Below are 22,763 nucleotides of genomic sequence, written 5' to 3'. Positions count from 1 at the left end.
TCAGACAGGGACATCAGGTTTACGTGGTCTGTCCGATGGTTGAAGAGAGCGAGAATATTGAGGCGGAAAATGTCCAGGAATATACTGAAAAATTGAAAAAAGTTTTGCCGGCAGATATAAAAGTGGAATATCTTCACGGTCAGATGAAACCGGAGCAGAAGAATGGTATTATGGAACGTTTTTCCGAAGGTGAGATACAGGTTCTTGTATCCACAACGGTCATTGAAGTAGGGGTGGATGTGCCGAATGCCACGGTGATGATGATAGAGAATGCCGAGCGGTTTGGATTGGCGCAGCTGCATCAGCTGCGTGGGCGTGTCGGAAGAGGTGATGCACAGTCATACTGTATTTTTATTTATGGCCAGGAGAACAAAAAAGTTAAAGACCGGCTGAATATTATGCTTGGTACTAATGATGGTTTTAAGATCGCCTCAGAGGATCTGAAGCTGCGCGGACCCGGAGATATGTTCGGTATCCGGCAGAGCGGCAGTATGATTTTTAAGATCGGTGATGTATTTGCGGATTCAGCCTGCCTGGTGGAGGCTGGTAAAGCAGCGGATCACATCTTATCAGAAGATCCGGAATTGAAAAGCGAAAAGTATGCGGTTCTGGGAAGCAGGATCACAGCAAAGTTATCAGAAAACAGAGAGCAGGTTATCTTATAAATAAAGAGTTGCAATGCTAAAAAAAACATGAAATATTTGATAACCGGTTGACAAATGAGTCAAAAAATATACAATATAACTAGCGCAATATTTTCATCAATAAGGGTGCTGGGCTTAATGGACAGCATTCAGGATGAAGGCGTAATGAAAGAACAGGATGTGATGACATGCGAGTGATTGCAGGTAAGGCAAGGCGTATACAATTGAAGAGTATGGAAGGAATGAATACTCGTCCGACAACAGACAGAATCAAAGAGACCTTGTTTAATATGCTGTCGCAGGATATTTACGGATGTCATTTCCTTGATCTGTTCAGCGGAAGCGGAGCCATCGGTATTGAAGCGTTGAGCCGGGGGGCGGCATCTGCGGTTTTTGTGGAACATAACCGGCAGGCTGTGGCATGTATTAAGGAGAATCTGACGAAGACGAAACTGATGTCTCAGGCGGAGATTATGCCTGTTGAATGTCAGACAGCTATTCGACAGCTGGATGACGGGAAGCGACATTTTGACATCGTTTTTATGGATCCGCCTTACAATAAACAGCTTGAGAAAGAGATGTTGATACTGATGCAGCATGCGTCTTTTATCAATGAAGAGACGATGATCATTATAGAAGCATCTCTTGAGACTGAATTTGATTGGCTGGAAACATATGGTTATATCGCTACAAAAGTAAAAAAATATAAGACGAACCAGCATGTGTTCGTACAGAGGGTATTGGAGAAATAAAATGAGAACAGCAATTTATCCGGGTAGTTTTGATCCGGTCACATATGGACATATTGATATTATTAAGAGATCTGCAAAGATGGTCGATAAACTTATTATCGGCGTTTTAAGCAACAGCTCAAAAACACCGTTGTTTTCTGTTGAAGAACGTGTTAATATGTTAAAGGAAGTGACGAAAGATATACCGAATGTCGAAGTAACATCCTTTGCAGGGCTGCTGATTGATTTTGCGGATGCCTGTAATGCGAAGATTATTGTCAGAGGGCTGAGAGCAGTAACTGATTTTGAATATGAATTGCAGTGGGCACAGGCCAACAGAGCCGTTCGCCCACATCTGGATACTTTGTTTTTGGTAACTAATGTTGAATATTCCTATCTGAGCTCCAGCGCAGTGCGTGAACTGGCGAGATATCATGGTGATGTCAGCCTTTTTGTTCCGCCGTACGTTGAGCAGAAGTTAGATGAAAAGTTAGATTCGAAGGAGAATGAACATGAGCAGAATTGAGCAATTGATTGATGAAATAGAAGAATATGTAGAAGGATGTAAGCCGGCACCTTTTTCACAATCAAAGATTATTGTACAGAAAGAGCAGCTGTATGAATTACTCACAGAACTGCGCCTGAAGACACCGGATGAGATTAAACGTTATCAGAAGATTATTGCACAGAAGGATAAGATTATCAGCGATGCTCAGGCTCAGGCAGAACAGATGATTGAAGAGACAACCAATTATGCCAATGCACTTGTAGAAGAGCATGAGATTATGCTGAAGGCCTATGAGAAGGCTGAACAGACCATCAATGCGGCAAATGCACAGGCAGAAGAGATTGTTGCTGCTGCGAACCAGAATGCAGAAGAAATGCGTATGAGTGCGCTGTCTTATACACAGAGCCTGATTGTCAATATCCAGGATGTTGTACAGCGTTCACTGGATATTGCGAAGACGAATTCAGAGGGACTGATCAACGGACTTTCAGAGAACCTGAATATTCTTGTCAGCAATAATGAAGCGCTTGTTTCACAGCTGAACGATAAACAGCCTGCAGCTGCTGAAGAACTTCCTGCAATTGATGATGAGGAAGATACAGTCGCTGATATGACAGGTCATGATGAGGCTACTGAGGAAGAGGATGACAAGACTGAGGACCAGAAACAGCCTGTGCCTGAAGAAACGAAGGAAGAAGTCATCGAAGAAGAGGATGAAGAAGAAATCGACGATGATGAATATGATGATGACGATTACGATGACATCGACTAATCCGTATCATCAGACAATCTGATACAGAATCCATACAAGCGCTGCGGTGATCATGCCGACAGCGCTTTTGTCTGCCAGATATTGAACGCAGGACAGCTTTTGTGTGCGAAGAAGTGCAAAAGACTGGAAAGCGATGCATAATCCGCCGAAGGCTGTGCCACCCATGATCAGGCTCGTTTTCAGGCAAAGCTGAAGCGGAAGAAGACGGACAGCGGCAGAACCACTGGTGATCTCAAGAAAAAGAGCGAGAACAGCGCTGAGGGATGCAGGAACAAAAGGAAGACTTCCGATGATTGCCTGCAAAATAGAGAATATCATCATGCAGACGCCGATTTTCAGCATCAGTTCAGAAGCATTCAAAAGAATGGTTCTGAAGGGCAAAGGCGCAGAAGGACGAGTGTTTTTTGCAACGGCCCGGTCCCGTACTGAGGCAGGAGGGTGATGCAGAAAAAAGCAGCGCAGCAGAAACCAGAGAAACGGGCTCGCATAAAAGATCAGGATCAGACAGGAATGCAGCGGATGATCCGGCAATATCTGATCAAGAATATAGCCGCCAAAAAACATGGGGCTGGCATGATTGCAGACCCCGGACAGCAGTTGTGCTTCCTTGCGGGAGATCAGCCCGTTTTCAAGTGCCTGGACAGATACGGCTGTTCCCATTGGAAAACCGCATAAAAATCCTGCAAGAAGGCAGAAACTGCATGCCGGTGATAAGTGCAGGCATTTTTGCATAATGGGCCCTGTCAGACAGCTGATGCCGGACAGGGCATTGACAGACATGATCAGCTGCAGAATCAGTGCAAAGGGAAAAAGAACGGGCAATACCTGATTAAACCACAGTACAAGACCTGCTGAGGCACCACGGACAGCCTGCGGTGCGTATATGATCAGAACAGCAGGAAGAAGTAATAGCAGAATAGATGTCAGATGTTTTTTCATAGAATCCCCTCCTGGCTATATATATGCAGGAGGGAATAAGGTTATGGCAGGATGATGACAGGTTCTGAGGTGATATCAGGAAGAAATGACTGTGAGCGGCATTTCAGAATCTGGCGATAGAGTCGTGATGCGTGAAGGTCCGCGTTGTAGATGTCCAAACCGATCCCTGTCAGATGGTCATAGGCCTGGGATGTCTGGGTGATCAGCTGCGCTCTGACCGATGGCTGAAAGAATTTCCAGATTGCTCCGGACTGTTTTCTGAAGCCGAGAATACGCAGAAAACCGGCATATTGATGATTTCTCCATGTATCCAGATAATTGCGCCTGTGGTCCAGAATGATATGGAAGAGACACCGGGCAATCCGGGTGGAAGTCAGATTCCTGGCAGAAAGAAGTGTTATAAACTGTTCTGTTGATAAAAACTGATATCTGAAACTGTCAATCCGGTTGGCCAGATCACTGCTGATATCGACATATTCTGTCAAGTCGGTATGGACGTCAAGGAGTTGTGCGGCCAGAACGTCCGAAAAGTCGTTTGAAGTCAGAATCGGTCGGTGGGTAAGGTAAGACTGCAATAATACTTTGGATGTATCCGGAATATCCAGTCCGGCAATGCATTCGGATGGGTTCAAAGTGCCATCAGACAGCTGATGTCTGATGGCAGTGGCGGATTGAAAGCCGGCAGTTGTCTCCATACTGTGGTAACCGGCACCGGTGCGTCTGATTGCAATCGGCTTGATCGGGCTGCCCATTTTGCACAGAGCCTTCATATATTCAATGGCAAGAATATTGTTGGGTTGATTTAGAATATGGCTGCAATGCGTATTCTTCAGTAGGCGTCCAAGGGCGTAACTTCTGGCTGCAGGAAAATTCATGCCAGTCTTCAGTGCGTCCTGCAAAAGTGTCCGGTATTCCGGTGGTTCATCGGACAGCACAGAAACAATGGCATGAAACAGATGAGGGTCAATCGTTTCGGCACCAAAGCAGAGAAAATCAATGCAGCCCAGCTGATTCAGCAGAGAAACAGCGGATTCGGCAAAGATTTCCGCACTGCCCAGGGCACCGTAAACCGGGAGTTCACAGACCATATCTGCACCGGCGGCCAGGGCCATACGGCATCGGGTGTATTTGTCTGTACAGGCCGGGGCACCACGCTGAACAAAGTCACCACTCATCATGACAAGAATCAGATCGGCGCCGGTTTGCCTGCGGATTTCTCTGAGCTGATAGGCGTGCCCGTTATGAAAAGGATTATATTCGGCAATAACTGCTGCAATAGTCATAAAAATCTCCAGTCTTTCTTTTTTTATATAAATATTATAAGGGCTTTGGTGGAAAAAACAAGCCAAAAAAGTATTTATGGCCGGAGTTATCCAAGCTGTCAAGTAATAATACTTGACAGAAATTCAAATTTACTGTTGACAAATAATGCATTCATATGTATAATTACAAAGGTATGAAACTTAGGAGATATCTATGCAAATCAATATATCTGAAATAATATCAACTGATTATAAGGTACAAACGTTTAATCCTGAGATTGAAATGGAAGTATTTTGTCTGGATGGTGAGCGTTATAATTTTATCCGGAAGAGTCCGGTGGAGCTGAAGGCTCAGAATGAGGGCCACAGTGTTGTGAATCTTTCCGGCCATGTGGATGTTACAATCGATATACCGTGCAGCAGATGTCTGACATCTGTTCCGACAAGACTGGCATTTGATTTCAGTCAGAAGGTGGACTTTGAGAAGCTGAAAGCGGAGCAGTTGGACGACCTGGATGAAACCAGTTTTATGGAAGAAAGCTCTCTGGATGTAGACAGATTCGTTTACAACGAGATTTTAATGCGTTTTCCGATGAAGACACTTTGCAGAGAAGACTGTAAGGGCTTATGTCTGAAATGCGGGAAGAACTTAAATGAGGGTGAGTGCGGCTGTGACCGTGCATCATTAGACCCAAGAATGTCAGCTATCCGGGATATTTTTAATAATTTTAAGGAGGTGTAAACCATGTCTATTTGTCCAAAGAATAAATCATCAAAAGCTAGAAGAGACAGCCGTAGAGCAAACTGGAAGATGTCTGTTCCTTCATTATCCAAATGCAGCAAATGTGGTGCTTTAGTAATGCCTCACAGAGTCTGCAAGGCTTGCGGAGCTTACAATAAAAAAGAAGTTGTTAAGGTTCAGTAATAATAAACTGCAACCATCAGAAAAGAGACTCTTCGGAGTCTTTTTTTTGTACCATTTCATACGACGGAAAGGTTGTCTGATAAAAAAAGCTGTATTTTCTGAAAAATTATGGTACTATATTAAGGTGCATAATGGTAAGCGTGCAGTTAGAATGAGACATATGTATTGTGCGCATATGTGTATGATGAAGGAGGACAAAATCATGCGTAGATCAATCAGACGTTATTTGATTATGCTGCTTGTCATGCTGATGACAGTATCAGCTGCAGCAGTCATCTGTACAAAGAATGCTTATGCCGGAAGTTTTTCCGGCGGTTATATATCTCTTGGTGCCGATCTGACAGAGGAAGAGAAGTCAAAGGTTCTGGAACTCTTTGGTGTGGATGAGAAGGATTTGGAGAATTATAAAGTCGTGTATGTGACTAATAAAGAAGAACATCAGTACCTGGACAGCTATATTTCAAGCGCACAGATCGGTGATCAGGCCTGGTCTTCGGTATTGATTACGGAAGGCAAAAAGGGCAGCGGCATCAATGTGACAACGAAGAATGTTATTTATTGTACAACCGGTATGTATGCCAATGCGCTGGCGACAGCCGGTGTGGAAGATGTGAATGTAGTTGTGGCCGGTCCGTTTAATGTATCCGGTACGGCAGCATTGGTGGGAGCACTGAAAGCTTATTCAGAGATGACAGGTGAGACTGTGGATGAAAAGGTTGTGGATGCGGCCGTGGATGAGATGGTGACCACAGGCAGTCTGGAAGATAATACCAATGCTGACAACGAGAAGGTGGAAGGAATGGTAGCCTATCTGAAAGAACAGGTTGCAAGCGACAACAGCAAGGATAAGGATCTGGATCAGATTATCAATGATGCGGCGGATAAGTTTGAGATCACATTGAATGAAGATCAGTTTAACCAGTTAAAAGCACTTCTTGAGAAGCTGGGCGGCCTGAATCTGGATCTGGGATCATTGAAGAGTCAGGCACAGGCGGCTTATGATACATTGAAGGATATGGGTTTTGATATCAGCAAGATCCATATCGATACAGAAGAAGCAAAAGGTATTTTCCAGCAGATCATTGATATGATCAAGGGTTGGTTTAATTAGGACAGGAAGGAAATAGACTATGAGTGAATTGGTAAGAGTGGCCGTGGATGCCATGGGCGGCGATCATGCGCCGGAAGCCGTTGTGCAGGGCGTTGTTGATGCATTAAATGCGAGCAAAGAAATCGAGGTATTACTGGTGGGTGATCAGACGGCTATTGAGAAGTGTCTCACCGGTGCGCAATATGATAAAACACGTCTTCAGGTAATCCATGCATCAGAAGTGATCACCAATAATGAGACGCCGACCATCGCCATCAAGAAGAAGAAGGATTCTTCCATTGTTGTTTCGCAGAGACTGGTGCGTGAAGGCAAAGCGGATGCTTTTGTCTCAGCAGGCAGTACCGGAGCTGTTCTGGTGGGCAGCCAGGTGCTGATCGGACGTATCAGAGGTATTGAGCGTCCGGCGCTTGCACCGTTGATTCCGACAACCAAAGGCTTTTCACTCTTGATCGACTGCGGTGCCAATGTGGATGCCAAGCCTTCCAATCTTGTGCAGTTTGCAAGAATGGGTGCCATTTATATGGAACATATCTTGGGCCGTAAGAATCCCCGGGTAGCCATTGTGAATATTGGTATTGAGGAGGAAAAGGGCAATGCACTGGTGAAACAGACGTATCCTCTTCTGAAAGAATGCGGGGATATTAATTTTATCGGCAGTATTGAGGCCCGTGATATACCAGACGGTTATGCAGATGTTATTGTCTGTGAAGCTTTTGTAGGCAATGTGATTTTGAAGATGTATGAAGGCGTGGCCGGTGCACTGATGGGCATGGTCAAGGAGACCATGATGTCTTCACTGAAAACAAAGATCGGGGCGCTTCTTATTAAGAATGAACTGAAGCAGACATTGAAAGACTTTGATGCTTCTGATTACGGCGGTGCACCGATGCTGGGACTGAAGGGACTGGTTGTTAAGAGTCATGGCAGTTCCAATGCCAAAGAGTTCAAGCAATCTATTCTGCAGTGTATCGCATTCAAACAGCAGAATATTTCAGGCAGGATTGCAGCGTCTATTACAGCGGACAAGGAATTACTTTCAGCTTCAGAAAACAAGACGGAAGAATGATACAATAGTTGATCTAACAGGAAGAGGGAGAAGAATGGCAAATCATACATTATTAAAAGAACTGCAGCAGAAAATTGATTATCAGTTTAAGGATGAGAATCTGTTGTTTACGGCACTGACACATAGTTCTTATGCCAATGAACACAAATTGCATAAGATTCATCATAATGAACGTCTGGAATTTCTTGGGGATGCGGTACTTGAAGTTGTATCCAGTGATTTTCTGTTTAAGAATTTCCCTGATATGGCAGAAGGTCAGATGAGCAAGAAGCGGGCAAGCCTTGTTTGTGAGCCTACATTGGCTTACTGTGCAAGACAGATCGGGCTTGGCAAATATCTGATGCTGGGAAAAGGTGAGGATATGGGCGGCGGCCGCAACAGAGATTCTATCCTGTCAGATGCATTGGAGGCTGTCATCGGTTCTATTTATCTGGACGGCGGTATTGAACAAGCCGGCAGCTTTATTATGACCCATGTTTTGAATGATATTGAACATAAAGCCATGTTCCAGGACAGCAAAACAATTTTGCAGGAACTCCTTCAGAAGGACCACAAAGATCCGATCACCTATGAAGTGGTGGATATGACAGGACCTGAGCATAACAGATTGTTTGTGATGCAGGTGAAGCTGGGAGATAGAGTGATTGGCAAAGGCAGCGGCAGAACGAAGCAGGCAGCCGGTCAGGAGGCTGCTTATCATGCAATCCTGGCATTAAAGAACAAGCAGGAACATTAGGGGACAGTGTATGTTTTTAAAAAGTATTGAGGTACAGGGCTTTAAATCCTTTGCCAACAAGATGGTTTTTGAATTTCATAAAGGCATTACGGGCATTGTAGGGCCTAACGGCAGCGGAAAGAGTAATGTAGCGGATGCAGTTCGCTGGGTACTGGGTGAGCAGAGTGCCAAACAGCTGAGAGGATCCAAGATGGAAGATGTTATTTTTTCCGGTACTGAGAGCAGGAAACCTCTGGGTTTTGCCTACGTGGCGATCACTCTGGATAATTCAGACCATCAGCTGGCAGTGGAATATGATATCGTGACAGTATCAAGGCGTGTGTACCGTTCAGGAGAAAGTGAATACAAGATCAATGGCCATAACTGCAGATTGAAGGATGTGCAGGAACTGTTCTTTGATACAGGTATCGGTAAGGAAGGCTATTCGATTATCGGGCAGGGTCAGATTGACAAGATCCTCAGCGGTAAACCGGAAGAACGAAGAGAATTATTTGATGAGGCAGCCGGGATTGTCAAGTACAAACGTCGAAAAGCCCTGACGGAGAAGAATCTGGCGGAAGAACAGCAGAATCTCAGCAGAGTGCGGGATATTTTGTACGAGCTTGAGAAACAGGTAGGACCGCTTGAGAAACAGAGCGAGACTGCAAGAATTTATCTGAAGCACAGAGATACACTGAAGCAATATGATGCCAATATGTACCTGTTGTCTTTTTACCAACTGAAAAAAGATAGTGCTGCCATCGATGAGAAAATGAATATTGTCAGTACACAGCTGAAGGATTCCCAGGAGAATTTTGAGAAGATCAAAAGTGCGTATGCCCAGATGGAAGCGCTGATGGAGCAGTACGATCAGAAGATTTCACAAGATCAGGAGGTCTGCAATCAGCAGGCTTTAGAGAAACAGCGTCTTGAAGGCGGCAAAAATGTACTGGTTTCTAAGACAGACGGCATCAGCAGCAAGGAAGAACAGTTTGATGCATTGATCCTTGAGACAGAGGCGGGAATCGAAGAGAAGAAGAAACTTTCCGAGGAAAGTGAGAAAGAACTGAAAGCCCTGGAAGAGGAACTGCAGGAACTGGAGCAGCATAAGAACAGCTCTGAAGAAGCATTGAACAGTATGTCCGGTACGATGACATCATTGCGAGATCAGATTGATTCACAGAACAGTGATATTATTGAATTTCTGAATGAGACGGCGAATATTAAAGGACGTATGCAGCGTTATGAGACAATGCAGGAACAGACACAGATCAGACAGTCTGAATTGAATCAGAAACTGATCGCACTTCAAAGTGAAGAATCTTCAGAAGGTGAGCTGGTAGAGGCATTTAAGAAGGAAGCACAGGGCATTGAACTGGAGCTTGAGAGGCTGCAGGCAGAACAGTCCGCCTGCAAAAAGAGAGCTGCCAAAATTTCCGATGATCTGATGAAATGCAGAGAGGCTTTCAATGCGGCTGAGAAATCTTTCCATGAAGAGTCAGCACGTTATCAGACACTGAAGAATATCACGGAGCGCTATGACGGTTACGGTGTCAGCATTCGTAAGATTATGGAGCGTAAGAGTGACTATAAAGGTATCATTGGCGTTGTGGCGGATATTATCCATGTCAGCAAAGAATATGAAATTGCCATAGAGACAGCCCTTGGCGGCAGTATTTCCAATATTGTTACGGATAATGAACAGACGGCAAAGAGTATGATACAGTTTTTGAAGAAGAATCGTTTTGGCCGTGCAACCTTCCTGCCTTTGACGAGCATCAGGGGGCGCAGGGCAGAGAATGTGGACAGAATCTGTGGTGAGGAAGGCGTTATTGGTCTGGCCAGCGATCTGATCCGTGTGGACAGTCAGTTCGGACATCTGGCGGATTACCTCCTTGGCCGGGTGTTTATTGTGGATCATATTGATCATGCGTTGGCTTTGGCCAAGAAATATCGTTATTCTTTAAGAATTGTGACTTTGGAAGGCGAGTCCTTAAATCCGGGCGGTTCATTATCCGGTGGTGCCTATAAGAATACAGGCAACCTTCTTGGCAGGCATCGTGAAATGGAAGAATTGCAGAAACATGTGGAGACACTTCGCAAAGAGGGTGCCTCGCTGAAACAGCAGATCAATCAGCTGCAGTCAGACAAAGACAGTAATAAAGCAGCCATGGAGAAAAATACAGCTGAAGAATCCCGGCTTACACTCCATCAAAATACGGTGCGTCTGCGTCTGAAACAGGTTGATGAGAGCCGTGGTGAGCATGCAAAATCCATTCAGGATATTAATCGGGAGACGGCCCAGATCAAAACGCAGCAGGAACAGATCAGGCAGTTCAGGCAGCAGCTGACGGTTCAGATGGATGAACTGGAGGCAAAGAAGAAGAATGCTGAGGAACTGGTGACATCATTGACGGCCAAACTGGAAGAAATCTCCGAACAGGAGAAGGATTTCAACAGTCAGACAGCAGATATGCGGATTCATTATGCCAATCAGGTACAGAAGAAATCTTTCATTCGAAAGAGTATGGATCAAAACCGCAGCGAAATCCGACATTTACAGGAAAAACTGGCAGATTACCGTGCCCAGAAGGCTGTTTTCGGAAGTGAGAAGGATGCAATACGAAGACAGATTGATGAAACAGAGGCTCAGATTGCTGCTTTGACAGAAGAAATGACAAAAAGCCAGGCAGTGCTTCGCCAGAAAACAGATGAACGCAGCAAATATGCAGCTGAGCATAAAACATTTTTTGCAAAACGTGAAGAATTGTCTGAGACGATCAGTCAGCTGGACAAAGAACAGTTCAGACTTGGCAGTCAGAAAGAAAAGCTGGAAGAGAGCCGCAGCCAACTCAGCAGTTATATGTGGGAAGAGTATGGCCTGACTTATCAGACAGCCAGGGAATTATCAGATGATGCGCTGCAGGCACTGCCGTTGGCGAAACTGAAAAAAATGACAGCAGATGTTAAAGGACAGATCAAAGCCCTGGGCAATGTCAATGTCAATGCCATTGAAGAATATAAGGCAGTGGCCGAGCGCTATGAGACGATGAAGACTCAGCATGATGATATGGTGGAAGCGGAAGAGAAGCTTGCCGGCATTATTGAAGATCTGAACAGTTCCATGCAGAAGCAATTCAAGGAGAAGTTCATGCAGATCCAGAAAGAATTTGACCGTATATTCAAACTTCTTTTCGGCGGCGGAAAAGGTACGCTGGAACTGGCGGATCCGGAAAATCTGCTGGAGACAGGTGTTATTATTACAGCGCAGCCACCTGGTAAGAAACTGCAGAATATGATGCAGCTGTCCGGCGGTGAAAAAGCATTGACAGCGATCGCATTGCTTTTTGCTATTCAAAGTCTGAAACCTTCACCGTTCTGCCTTCTGGACGAGATCGAAGCGGCGCTGGATGATGCCAATGTTAAGCGTTTTGCAGAATATCTGCATAATCTGACAAAGGATACGCAGTTTATTGTTATTACGCATAGACGAGGAACGATGAATACAGCGGATATTCTTTACGGTATCACCATGCAGGAGAAGGGTGTTTCAACACTTGTATCCGTGAATCTGATAGAAAATGAATTAGGAAAATAGGAGGTAATTTATGTCTGAAGAAAAGAAAGGCTTTTTTTCACGTCTTGTGGAGGGCCTGACAAAAACAAGAAATAATATCATGTCCGGCTTTGATGCGATCTTTTCCGGATTTTCCAATATTGATGAAGATTTTTATGAAGAATTGGAAGAAGTGCTTGTTATGGCAGATCTGGGTATTCATACAACGGAGAATATTATTGAGGAATTGAAGCGGAAGGTTAAGGAACAGCATATCAAGGAACCACAGGCATGCAAGCAGCTGCTGGCAGATACGATCAAAGAGCAGATGCGTGTCGATGAGGAAGCTTATCGGTTTGAGCATCAGACATCCGTGGTACTGGTCATCGGTGTCAATGGCGTCGGCAAGACAACAACCATCGGCAAACTTGCGGGACAGTACAAAAAGGCAGGCAAGAAAGTTGTTCTTGCTGCAGCAGATACATTCAGAGCAGCGGCCATTGAACAGCTGACAGAATGGGCCCATAGAGCAGGTGTTGATATCATTGCCGGCCAGGAGGGTTCTGATCCTGCATCGGTTATTTATGATGCCATTGCGGCAGCAAAAGCCAGAAAAGTGGACATTCTTCTGTGCGATACAGCAGGCCGTCTTCATAATAAGAAGAATCTGATGGAAGAGCTGAAGAAAATCAACCGTATTATCGAACGGGAATATCCGGAAGCTTATCGTGAGAATCTGATCGTGCTGGATGGTACAACCGGTCAGAATGCCCTTGTTCAGGCAAAACAGTTTAAGGAAACAGCAGATATTACAGGTATTGTGCTGACAAAACTGGACGGTACTGCAAAGGGCGGCATTGCCATTGCCATTCAGGCAGAACTTGGTGTGCCGGTGAAATATATCGGAATCGGCGAAAAAATCGAAGATCTCCAGAAATTCGACACAGACGCCTTTGTTGACGCTCTCTTCACACCGGCAGAAGAAAATTAAGATAAAGACGGGCGTGCAGTCTATAAGCTGTACGCCTTTTTAGCTTCAGAAAAATGTCAGACTTTCATCAAGAAATCTTTAGAATTCATTAAGGCTGGCTGAAGTGTTATTATATAGGATATAAGGGCAGGAAAGGAGCTGATAGTTACAGCAATGAGCAGAATGCGAAATGTTTTAGAATATTTGGAGCAAAGTGCGGAACGCTTCCCGGAGAAATCGGCCGTAACGGATGGTATCTGTACTTATACATATAAAGAATTATTAGCGTATTCCAGGAAGATCGGCAGTGGGATTGCGGCATACTGCAGATCGGAACAGCCAGTCGCTGTTCTTGCAGAAAAGGGGGCCGATACATTGGCTGCTTTTCTTGGGATTATTCAAGCCGGCTGTTTTTATGTGTTGATGAATCCGGAGCTGCCAATCGGCAGGTTAGAGCAGGTACAGCAAGTTCTTCAGGCTGCGTATATTGTCACGGACAGGGAACATCGGGAGATGGCTTTGCAGATTGTGCCTGAGCATCGAATCCTTTGCATGGAAGAACTGATGGAAACCGATGAGAATCAGACATTATTAAGTGAGCGCAGAAAGCGTTCCATAGACACAGCACCGCTGTATGCTAATTTTACTTCAGGCTCTACGGGGCAGCCTAAGGGTGTGGTTGTCAGTCATCGGAGTGTTCTGGATTTTATTGATATTTTTACGGAATTATTTGGCATTACATCAGAAGATCGGATTGCTAATCAGGCACCTTTTGATTTTGATGTTTCTGTGAAAGATATTTATTCTTCACTGAAGACAGGTGCAACCCTTGTCATTGTGCCGAAGCAGCTGTTTTCACAACCGGCACCGCTGTTGGATTATCTCTGTGACCATGAAGTGACGGTGATGATCTGGGCAGTATCGGCGCTTTGTCTGATCAGTATTTTTCATGGATTGGATTATAAAGTGCCTGCAAAAGTTCGAAAAGTATTGTTCAGCGGTGAAGTGATGCCGCCGAAGCATCTGAAAGCCTGGATGGATCATCTGCCGGAAGCAGATTTTATTAATTTATATGGTCCGACGGAGATCACATGTAACTGTACATACCACAGAATTGACAGGAACCGTGATTATTCAGAGGGCGTCCCTGTCGGAAAGGCATTTCCGAATGAGCATGTCTTTTTGCTGGATGAACAGGATCATGAGATAACAGAACCGGACAAGGCAGGTGAGATCTGTGTGCGCGGTACAGCGCTGGCCCTTGGCTATTATCGGATGCCGGAGCAGACAGCGGAGCATTTTGTACAGAATCCGCTGAATCATTGTTACCCGGAACTGATTTACAGAACCGGAGATCTGGGGCGGTATAATGAATATGGAGAAATCCTTTTTGGCGGCAGGAAGGATTATCAGATTAAGTATATGGGACACCGGATCGAACTTGAAGAGATTGAGCGCGCCATGGAGGACATTGAGGGCATCAGCAGAGCCTGCTGTATTTTTGATGAGAAGAAGTCGAAATTGTATGGCTTTTATGTGGGCGAAATCGAGAAAAAGGAACTGCATCACCGGATGAGTAGCAGTTTGCCGCCGTTCATGGTGCCGGGGGCTTTGAGAAAGGTGGAGCAGATGCCGCTTACCAAGAATGGCAAGACGGACAGAAAAGCATTGATGGAGAAACATGCAAAGGGGGCAAGAGCATGATGACAGATGAACAGATGATGGCATTGGCCCAGACCTATCAGACACCGATGCATATTTTTGATATGGCGATATTGAAGAAGCGGGTTGCTTTTCTGAAAAGTCATCTGCCTGAGGAGGTTTCATTGTGTTATGCAGTGAAAGCGAATACATTTATTATTAAGGAATTATGCGGACAGGTAGAACGCTTTGAAGTGTGTTCTCCAGGGGAATTGGCAATCTGCCGTCGTCTGCAGATCCCGATGCGCCAGGTGGTTTTATCCGGTGTATATAAGACGCCGGCAGTTATGGAGGCTCTTTTCAGGGACGGTGTAGATATCGGTATTTTTACGGCGGAATCCATGGAACAGTATTTGTTGCTGGCCGGGCTTGCCGAGCGATATACGATGAAGATCAGACTGCTGCTCAGATTGACAAGCGGCAATCAGTTCGGCATGGATGAGAACGTGTTGATTCAGACGATCCGCATGAGCCGTTCGAATGAATGGGTGGAAGTGGAAGGAATCCAGTTTTTTTCAGGAACTCAGAAGACTTCTGTCAAAAAGCTCAGACGGGAGCTGACATATGTGGATGCCTTTATTCAGAGACTGGAGACGGAGGAAGGTTTCCGGGTGAAAGAACTTGAATTCGGACCGGGACTTCCTGTATTCTATTTCCAGGGCGATGATTTTGATGAAGTTTCATTTTTGGCAGAGTTTTCGGAAATGCTGAGTGAGATGACCAGTCAGGTGAAACTGACCTTTGAACTTGGCAGAAGTATAGCTGCATCCTGCGGAACCTATATGACTTCTGTTGTGGATGCCAAGGTGAACAAGAAGCAGAATTATGCCATTGTGGATGGCGGTATTCATCAGCTGGTATATTATGGACAGTCTATGGCAATGAAACATCCGTATTGTCATGTGCTGCCTGAGAAACAGGAAGGTGAAACCATGGACTGGAATCTATTTGGTTCTCTGTGCACAGTGAATGATATACTGGTGAAGCAGATGCCGGTCAGAAATCTGACGGTGGGAGATGTCATTGTCTTTGAAAATACAGGGGCCTATTCAACAACAGAAGGCATTGCGTTGTTTCTGAGCAGAGATCTTCCGAAGATTCTTTTGAGAAAAGAGGATGGGGAAATCCATGTGCTGCGGGACAGCATTGACACCGATTTACTGAATACACCGAATTATCATGAATAGACAAGCAGATTGAAATTATGCAGCGCATGCTGCATACATTATGGAAGGAGATTATGAATGATGAAAGAACAGATTATTGAGATTTTAGAGGATATCCAGCCGGAGGCAGATTATGAGACATGTCAGACATTAATTGATGACCATATTCTGACATCTTTGGATGTTTTATCATTGGTGGCTGAACTGGAAGATGAATTTGATGTAACAATTCCTACAGTTGAGATTATTCCATCCAATTTTAATTCAGTGGATGCAATTGCGGCAATGGTTGAAAGACTTCAGGAAGAGGGCTAGGAATGACGTCCTACGTTGCACCGTTATATCTGTTGGTATTTCTTCCGGCAGTTGTATTTTTATATAATATTGTCCCTAAGAAACTGCGTCCGGTGGTATTGCTTCTGGCAAGTTACCTGTTCTTCTGGAGTATCAGCGGCAAATTGATTTTGTTTTTGCTTATTTCCACATTTTCAATCCATCATTTTGGGTTGTGGCTGTCAAGCCTTCAGGAAGAACGTAATCGGATTCTTGCCGAAACAGAGCGCCCTGAAAGAAAGGCTGTGAAAGCTGAATATATACGTCGTCAGAGATGGGTTATTTTCCTGGCTGTCTGCATACATATAGGAACGCTGCTTGTGCTGAAGTACACGGCCTTTTTCGGTCAGAATTTGAATTCGTTGCTGGCATTGGCAGGGGTTGACTGGACATGGAAGATCCCTAAAATGGTGATGCCGATCGGTATTTCCTTTTACACCATGCAGGCGATGTCCTATATTCTGGATGTTTACAGGGAAACGCTGAAGCCGGATAAGAATATCGGACGGCTGGCACTTTATATGGCTTTCTTTCCGTCCATGATGGAGGGACCGATCTGCAGATATAATGATGATGCGGTAAGCTTATGGGAAGGCAGAAGAAGCAGTGTTCAGAATCTTGTCTTTGGTGCTGAACGTATTTTGTATGGTGTCATGAAGAAAATGGTCATTGCAGACCGATTGAACATTATGATCAAGACACTGTATTCCGGTTATGCGGATTATGACGGCGGCATGATGGTTGTGGCTGCTATTGCTTATACCTGTCAGCTTTATATGGAATTTTCGGGAACCATGGATGTGGTTATCGGAAGTGCGGAACTCTTTGGTATCGTTCTTCCGGAGAATTTTAAACGTCCGTTTTTTTCAAAGAGTATTTCGGAATTCTGGACACGCTGGCACATTACATTGGGTACATGGTTCAGAGATTATATTTTCTACCCGATTTCTATGTCAAAGCCTATGAAACGTCTTACATCAAAGGCAAGGAAGAAAATCGGTAATCATTTCGGACCATTGATTGCCGGTTCTATTGCACTTTTTGTTGTTTGGCTGTTCAATGGATTATGGCATGGTGCTGGATGGCATTACATTTGTTTCGGCATGTATCACTTTGTACTGATCGCTTCTGCCAATGCGGTTGAACCTTATACCAAGAAGCTCCTTGAGAAGCTGCATATTCGCCGCGAAGAAGGTGGCTATAAGTGTTTCAGAATCGTAAGAACCGCATTGCTTGTATGTATTGGTGAGCTGATATTCAGAGCCGGCAGTCTCAGGATTGCCATGCGCATGCTGAAAAAGATGTTCACAGATTTCAACTTCAGATCCTTTACAGACGGTACGCTGCTGAATCTTGGTATGGACAAGTATGATTTCCTGATTGTTGCGGTTTCGGTATTGATTGTGTTGGTGATCAGCATTGCCAACGAAAGAGGAATCTGCATTCGTCAGAAACTGGCAGAGAAAAAGGTTGTTGTTCGATGGGCTGTTGTCTACGGACTTATTTTATTCTGTATTATATTTGGTGCGTATGGTATGAATTATACACCGGTTGATCCGATTTATGCAGGATTTTAGGAGGGACAGCAGATGAAGAGATATTTAAAGACAGCTTTGCGTTTTATCCTGTTCTGTGTGATCTTTATGGTCATTCTGATGCTTTTGTCCAAGGTGTTTGTGCCGAAGGATAATCAGAAATCGGCAGGAATGGAAGCGGTACAGAGTAATGGTATTCTTGGGGAACCGGACAACACGATGGATTATCTGGTAGTGGGAGACAGCGAGACCTACAGTTCGATCACACCGATGGAGATCTGGCGTCAATACGGCTATGCAGGTTATGTCTGCGGAACCGGCGGCCAGCATCTTTATGATACAGAGCGTTTTCTGGCCAAGGCTCTGAAAAAGCAGTCCCCGAAGTATGTCATTCTTGAGACGAATGCCCTGTATCGGAAGACTGCCTATGAAAAGGTTCTTAAGTCCCAGCTGGAAAAGTATTTTCAGATTTTCAGGTATCATGATCGCTGGAAGAGTCTGACGCTCAATGATTTTACTGGATCCGTCAACTATACATGGACCAATGACTACAAGGGTTACCGGTATGAGAACAAAGTGGCACCTGCGGCTTTGAAAGACTATATGAAGCAGACAGATCAGAAAGCAAAGATCTCGGCCATCAACCAATATTATGTTGAGCAGATGATCAAATTGTGCAGGAAAAATAATGTTGAGCTGATATTGGTCAGCACACCGAGCATTAAGAACTGGAATTATGCCAAACACAATGGCATACAGGCCTTGGCTGATCAATATGGACTGGAATATTATGATCTGAATCTGATGCCGGATCAGGCGAAGATAGACTGGAAGAAGGATACCCGTGATAAAGGCGACCATTTGAATCATACAGGCGCCGTGCAGGTCAGTGACTGGCTGGGCGCTTTCTTCCACAGTAAAAATACACTGACGGATCACCGTCAGGAGACGGCATACAGTCGATGGAATGATGCATTGGGAAGATATGATCAGCAAATTGCTGATGGAACAGCATATGAGATATCTCATGGCAAGAAATAACAGAAGGGGCAGGCTGTTTGCTGGATAGGACTGTGAAAGGAACTACACATTATGGGGCATAATATATTACTTGTGACGGATGACAGAGAAACAAAGGAATTGCTTATGCTGCATTTGAACAGCAATGGGTTTACGGTTGATATTGCAGAAAATGAGGAGATGTTCAATGTCTGTTTCGGGCATCAGAAGACGAATTTGATTCTGATCGATATGATGATGAAAAGCCTCAACATATATGAATTGATCAGAGTGATCCGCCTGAACAGTAATCTGCCGATCATCTTGATCGCAGATAAAGAGAATGATGCCAATCGTATTCTGGGATTGAATCTTGGGGCAGATGCCTGTGTGATAAAGCCGTACAATCCTCTGGAGGTTATAGCAGAGGTGCAGGCTATGCTAAGGCGCTACTATGAACTTGGATGCGGCGGCAGAATACCCGGAGAAACGATGGTATTGCGCGTAGGGGAACTGGTGTTGGATACGGAGGCTTTTGTGTTGAGAAAAAACGGCAATGTGCTTTCTCTGACATCAGCGGAGTTGAAAATCCTTGCGAAACTCATGCGTTCTCCGAAACGGGTTTTTACAAAAACACAGTTGTGTGAATGCATCAATGGCAGATATTATGAAAATGATGACCGGACAATGATGGTTCATATTTCCAATATCCGTGCTAAGATTGAGGATGACCCGGCCAACCCGAAGTATATCAAAACCGTCCGCGGATTCGGATACAAAATCGACAGTGATGATTAATCATAGAAGAATTGCATTAATTTTCAAAAAAAACTGTTGACAAATAGAGGGTATCTGCGATACAATACCACCTGTAAAGTAAAAATACTTTACAGGTGGTGCTGTTTTATGGAGAAATTTATTGAAGAAGCGTTGCTTTATGATTTTTATGGAGAACTGTTGACAGAACATCAGAAGCTGATCTATGAGGATTTTGTTTTGAATGATCTGTCCCTGAGTGAAATCGCGGAAGACCGTGAGATCAGCAGGCAGGGCGTGTATGACATTGTCAGACGCTGCAGGAAACAGCTTCAGGGATATGAAGCGAAGCTTCATCTTGTTGCGAAATTTATTCATACGAAGGAACGCGTCGCAGAGATCAATCATTATGCGAACGAGATTCTTGAGCATCAGGAGGATCATCAGAGGATGATAGAATGTATTAACAGGATTGAGATGCTGTCCAATACAATCGTAGAAGAATTGTAGAACCGGAGGCGAAGCTATGGCATTTGAAAGTTTATCGGACAAATTGCAGAATGTATTTAAAAACTTAAGAAGCAAAGGCCGTTTAACAGAAGCAGATGTGAAAGCGTCACTGAAGGAAGTTAAAATGGCGCTTCTTGAAGCGGATGTTAACTTTAAGGTTGTTAAGCAATTTATTAACTCCGTGACAGAGCGGGCAGTTGGTCAGGATGTGATGAACAGTCTGACACCCGGGCAGATGGTCATTAAGATTGTCAATGAAGAGATGGTTGCTCTCATGGGCAGTGAGACTACAGAGATTAAGCTGAACAATAGCAACGAACTGACAGTCATTATGATGGCTGGTCTACAGGGTGCAGGTAAGACGACCACTTCTGCGAAGATTGCAGGCAAGCTGAAAGCAAAGGGACGCAAGCCTCTGCTGGTAGCCTGTGATGTATACAGACCGGCAGCCATCAAACAGCTGCAGGTGAATGGTGAGAAGCAGGGTGTACCTGTTTTCTCCATGGGAGATCATCAGAATCCCGTTGATATTGCGAAGGCAGCCATTGAGCATGCGAAGAACAATGATTTGAATGTGGTGATTCTCGATACAGCTGGTCGACTTCATGTGGATGAGACCATGATGGAAGAGTTGGCGAATATTCAGAAGGCTATCAAGGTAGACCAGACAATATTTGTTGTGGATGCCATGACAGGTCAGGACGCAGTCAATGTTGCGAAGTCCTTTAATGAACAGATTGAGCTGGATGGTGTGATTCTGACGAAGATGGACGGCGATACCCGAGGCGGTGCGGCATTATCCATCCGAGCAGTGACAGGCAAGCCGATTCTGTATGTTGGTATGGGTGAGAAACTCTCTGATCTTGAGCAGTTCTATCCGGATCGTATGGCATCAAGAATCCTTGGTATGGGTGATATCCTGACATTGATCGACAAGGCTCAGAGCCAGATTGATGAGGATAAGGCCAGAGAGCTGAATCAGAAGATCAAGAAGGCGACATTTGGTTATGATGATCTGTTGGAATCACTGAATCAGGTGAAGAATATGGGCGGCATTGCAGATATGCTTTCCATGCTTCCGGGTGTAGGCAGTCAGCTGAAGAATGTTGAGGTTGATGACAGTCAGTTCAGCCGGATTGAAGCAATTATTCTTTCCATGACACCGCAGGAACGTGCGAATCCGGATTTGATCAATCCGAGCCGCAAGAAGCGGATTGCACAGGGTGCAGGCGTGGATCTCAGTGAAGTGAACAAGTTGGCCAAGATGCTTGAACAGATGAAGAAGATGATGAAGCAGTTTGGTGGAAGCTTACCTAAGGCAGGCAAAAGAGGAAAATTCAAATTTCCTTTTAGTATATAATTAATTTTTTCAGGAGGTGAAAGAACATGGCAGTTAAAATCAGATTAAGAAGAATGGGTCAGAAGAAGGCTCCTTTTTATAGAATCATCGTAGCAGATTCCAGATCCCCAAGAGATGGTAAATTCATCGAAGAGATCGGTTACTACAATCCAAACGTTGAACCAAGTGATGTAAAGGTTAACGAAGAGCTCGCTCAGAAATGGTTATCTACAGGCGCTCAGCCAACAGAAATCGTTAGCAGACTTTTCAAGAACGCTGGCATCATTAAATAATTGATTTACAGTGGGGGAATCTGTAATGAAAGAATTAGTAGAAGTTATTGCTACTTCACTCGTAGATCACCCGGAAGAAGTTGTCGTTACAGAAACTGTAACTGACAAGTCTATCGTCTTAGAGCTTAAAGTGGCTCCTGATGATATGGGAAAGGTTATTGGCAAGCAGGGACGTATCGCGAAAGCAATCCGTACCGTTGTCAAATCTGCAGCGTCTAAGGATGATAAGAAAGTCATTGTAGAAATATTGCAGTAGAAACTGGGAGCTGTCGCGGTTGTTCTGGAAAGGTTTTGGCCTTTCGGAATATGCGGCGGCTTTTTGTGTCATAGATGATTTAGATTTAATTGAGATATCACATGGAATAATTTTTGGGAATTTCCCGGTTTTATATATATAAGGAAGGAAAACGATGGAAAAATATTTGCGCGTAGGTGTTATTTCGTCTTCTCACGGTGTGAGAGGAGAAGCCAAGGTATTTCCTACAACAGATGATGTACAGCGTTTTAAGAAGCTGAAGACCTGTATCCTCGATACAGGCAGAGAATATAAGGAGCTTCATATAGAAAGTGTCAAGTTCTTCAAACAGATGGTCATTTTAAAGTTCAAAGAGATAGCATCCATTGATGAAGTGATGCAGTATAAGGGCAAGGATCTTCTTGTTACCAGAGATCAGGCAGTAAAGTTGGAAGAGAATGAATATTTCATCTGCGATCTGATCGGACTGAAGGTTGTGACAGATGAAGGTGAAGATTTTGGCATTCTGACAGATGTGATTCAGACAGGGGCCAATGATGTGTATGCGGTGAAATGCCCAAATGGCAAAGAAGTACTGCTGCCGGTCATTGATGAATGCATCCTGGATGTGGATCTTGAGAGGCAGCAGGTAACAGCTCATATCATGCCTGGACTTGTTGACTGATAGGAGAGAAGT

The 22,763-nt window shown here is 44.5% G+C and carries 24 protein-coding genes; 22 read left to right on the top strand and 2 right to left on the bottom strand.

From position 1 onward, the window contains the following. The 4 genes from WMO25_RS00980 to WMO25_RS00965 form a co-directional block, all read left to right on the top strand. On the top strand, positions 1–665 hold a 665-nt coding region (locus tag WMO25_RS00980; RefSeq protein WP_349083437.1), incomplete at its 5' end, for a helicase-related protein. Between the two features lie 167 nt (positions 666–832). Continuing rightward, on the top strand, positions 833–1,396 hold the full coding sequence (gene rsmD, locus WMO25_RS00975) for a 16S rRNA (guanine(966)-N(2))-methyltransferase RsmD (protein ID WP_349083434.1): 564 nt from the start codon (positions 833–835) through the stop codon (positions 1,394–1,396). Between the two features lies 1 nt (position 1,397). Beyond that, entirely contained in the window at positions 1,398–1,901 is a 504-nt protein-coding gene (gene coaD, locus WMO25_RS00970) for a pantetheine-phosphate adenylyltransferase (protein ID WP_015514037.1), read from the top strand. Beyond that, entirely contained in the window at positions 1,888–2,655 is a 768-nt protein-coding gene (locus WMO25_RS00965) for an ATPase (RefSeq protein ID WP_349083433.1), read from the top strand. The genes coaD and WMO25_RS00965 overlap by 14 nt, the downstream gene beginning before the upstream one ends. A gap of 9 nt (positions 2,656–2,664) precedes the next feature. Here the strand turns inward: WMO25_RS00965 and WMO25_RS00960 are convergent, their stop codons facing one another. Together WMO25_RS00960 and WMO25_RS00955 are read right to left on the bottom strand one after the other, a co-directional pair. Further along, on the bottom strand, positions 2,665–3,594 hold the full coding sequence (locus WMO25_RS00960) for a hypothetical protein (protein ID WP_349083430.1): 930 nt from the start codon (positions 3,592–3,594) through the stop codon (positions 2,665–2,667). A gap of 41 nt (positions 3,595–3,635) precedes the next feature. Next, on the bottom strand, positions 3,636–4,877 hold the full coding sequence (locus WMO25_RS00955) for a tRNA(Met) cytidine acetate ligase (RefSeq protein ID WP_349083428.1): 1,242 nt from the start codon (positions 4,875–4,877) through the stop codon (positions 3,636–3,638). Positions 4,878–5,070: 193 nt separating this feature from the next. Between WMO25_RS00955 and WMO25_RS00950 the strand changes: the two genes are divergently transcribed. From WMO25_RS00950 to rimM, 18 genes are all read left to right on the top strand, one after another. Further along, on the top strand, positions 5,071–5,598 hold the full coding sequence (locus tag WMO25_RS00950; protein WP_227081444.1) for a YceD family protein: 528 nt from the start codon (positions 5,071–5,073) through the stop codon (positions 5,596–5,598). Between the two features lie 3 nt (positions 5,599–5,601). After that, complete coding sequence (rpmF, locus tag WMO25_RS00945) at positions 5,602–5,781, top strand: 50S ribosomal protein L32 (RefSeq protein WP_015514042.1); 180 nt, start codon at positions 5,602–5,604, stop codon at positions 5,779–5,781. 202 nt (positions 5,782–5,983) lie between these two features. Next, complete coding sequence (locus WMO25_RS00940) at positions 5,984–6,892, top strand: DUF1002 domain-containing protein (RefSeq protein WP_349083424.1); 909 nt, start codon at positions 5,984–5,986, stop codon at positions 6,890–6,892. Between the two features lie 19 nt (positions 6,893–6,911). Beyond that, complete coding sequence (gene plsX, locus WMO25_RS00935) at positions 6,912–7,958, top strand: phosphate acyltransferase PlsX (protein WP_349083421.1); 1,047 nt, start codon at positions 6,912–6,914, stop codon at positions 7,956–7,958. A gap of 34 nt (positions 7,959–7,992) precedes the next feature. Continuing rightward, positions 7,993–8,694 carry a ribonuclease III gene (rnc, locus tag WMO25_RS00930; protein WP_349083418.1) on the top strand — a complete coding sequence of 234 codons (702 nt, stop codon included), beginning with the start codon at positions 7,993–7,995 and terminating at the stop codon, positions 8,692–8,694. 10 nt (positions 8,695–8,704) lie between these two features. After that, a complete protein-coding gene (smc, locus tag WMO25_RS00925) occupies positions 8,705–12,271 on the top strand; it encodes a chromosome segregation protein SMC (protein WP_349083416.1) in 3,567 nt (1,188 codons plus the stop codon). Positions 12,272–12,281: 10 nt separating this feature from the next. Further along, a complete protein-coding gene (gene ftsY, locus WMO25_RS00920) occupies positions 12,282–13,220 on the top strand; it encodes a signal recognition particle-docking protein FtsY (protein ID WP_349083414.1) in 939 nt (312 codons plus the stop codon). Positions 13,221–13,373: 153 nt separating this feature from the next. Beyond that, positions 13,374–14,903, top strand: coding sequence for an amino acid adenylation domain-containing protein (locus tag WMO25_RS00915; protein ID WP_349083411.1), 1,530 nt, complete (start codon positions 13,374–13,376; stop codon positions 14,901–14,903). After that, positions 14,900–16,087 (top strand): diaminopimelate decarboxylase family protein, encoded by a 1,188-nt coding sequence (locus WMO25_RS00910; RefSeq protein WP_349083409.1) that lies wholly within the window; start codon positions 14,900–14,902, stop codon positions 16,085–16,087. The genes WMO25_RS00915 and WMO25_RS00910 overlap by 4 nt, the downstream gene beginning before the upstream one ends. A gap of 60 nt (positions 16,088–16,147) precedes the next feature. Then, on the top strand, positions 16,148–16,381 hold the full coding sequence (locus WMO25_RS00905; protein ID WP_015514050.1) for an acyl carrier protein: 234 nt from the start codon (positions 16,148–16,150) through the stop codon (positions 16,379–16,381). 2 nt (positions 16,382–16,383) lie between these two features. Beyond that, positions 16,384–17,976: an MBOAT family O-acyltransferase gene (locus WMO25_RS00900; protein ID WP_349083407.1), complete on the top strand. Its 1,593-nt coding sequence runs from the start codon at positions 16,384–16,386 to the stop codon at positions 17,974–17,976. 12 nt (positions 17,977–17,988) lie between these two features. After that, on the top strand, positions 17,989–18,975 hold the full coding sequence (locus WMO25_RS00895) for a hypothetical protein (protein ID WP_349083405.1): 987 nt from the start codon (positions 17,989–17,991) through the stop codon (positions 18,973–18,975). A gap of 51 nt (positions 18,976–19,026) precedes the next feature. Next, positions 19,027–19,731: a response regulator transcription factor gene (locus WMO25_RS00890; protein WP_349083402.1), complete on the top strand. Its 705-nt coding sequence runs from the start codon at positions 19,027–19,029 to the stop codon at positions 19,729–19,731. A 108-nt stretch (positions 19,732–19,839) separates the two neighbouring features. Next, the gene (gene ylxM, locus WMO25_RS00885) at positions 19,840–20,199 is read left to right on the top strand and encodes a YlxM family DNA-binding protein (RefSeq protein ID WP_015514054.1); all 360 of its coding nucleotides are present in this window, start codon (positions 19,840–19,842) and stop codon (positions 20,197–20,199) included. 16 nt (positions 20,200–20,215) lie between these two features. Beyond that, positions 20,216–21,559, top strand: coding sequence for a signal recognition particle protein (gene ffh, locus WMO25_RS00880; protein ID WP_227081453.1), 1,344 nt, complete (start codon positions 20,216–20,218; stop codon positions 21,557–21,559). A gap of 26 nt (positions 21,560–21,585) precedes the next feature. Continuing rightward, positions 21,586–21,831 carry a 30S ribosomal protein S16 gene (gene rpsP / locus WMO25_RS00875; protein WP_015514056.1) on the top strand — a complete coding sequence of 82 codons (246 nt, stop codon included), beginning with the start codon at positions 21,586–21,588 and terminating at the stop codon, positions 21,829–21,831. Between the two features lie 25 nt (positions 21,832–21,856). Continuing rightward, positions 21,857–22,087, top strand: a complete 231-nt coding sequence (locus WMO25_RS00870) for a KH domain-containing protein (protein WP_015514057.1) — start codon at positions 21,857–21,859, stop codon at positions 22,085–22,087. A gap of 154 nt (positions 22,088–22,241) precedes the next feature. Next, the gene (gene rimM, locus WMO25_RS00865; RefSeq protein ID WP_349083397.1) at positions 22,242–22,751 is read left to right on the top strand and encodes a ribosome maturation factor RimM; all 510 of its coding nucleotides are present in this window, start codon (positions 22,242–22,244) and stop codon (positions 22,749–22,751) included. Positions 22,752–22,763: the final 12 nt, after the last annotated feature.

It is taken from the genome of Coprococcus intestinihominis (assembly GCF_040096555.1).
Taxonomy (GTDB): domain Bacteria; phylum Bacillota; class Clostridia; order Lachnospirales; family Lachnospiraceae; genus Coprococcus_A; species Coprococcus_A intestinihominis.
This window is presented reverse-complemented; position numbering and strand designations above follow the sequence as displayed.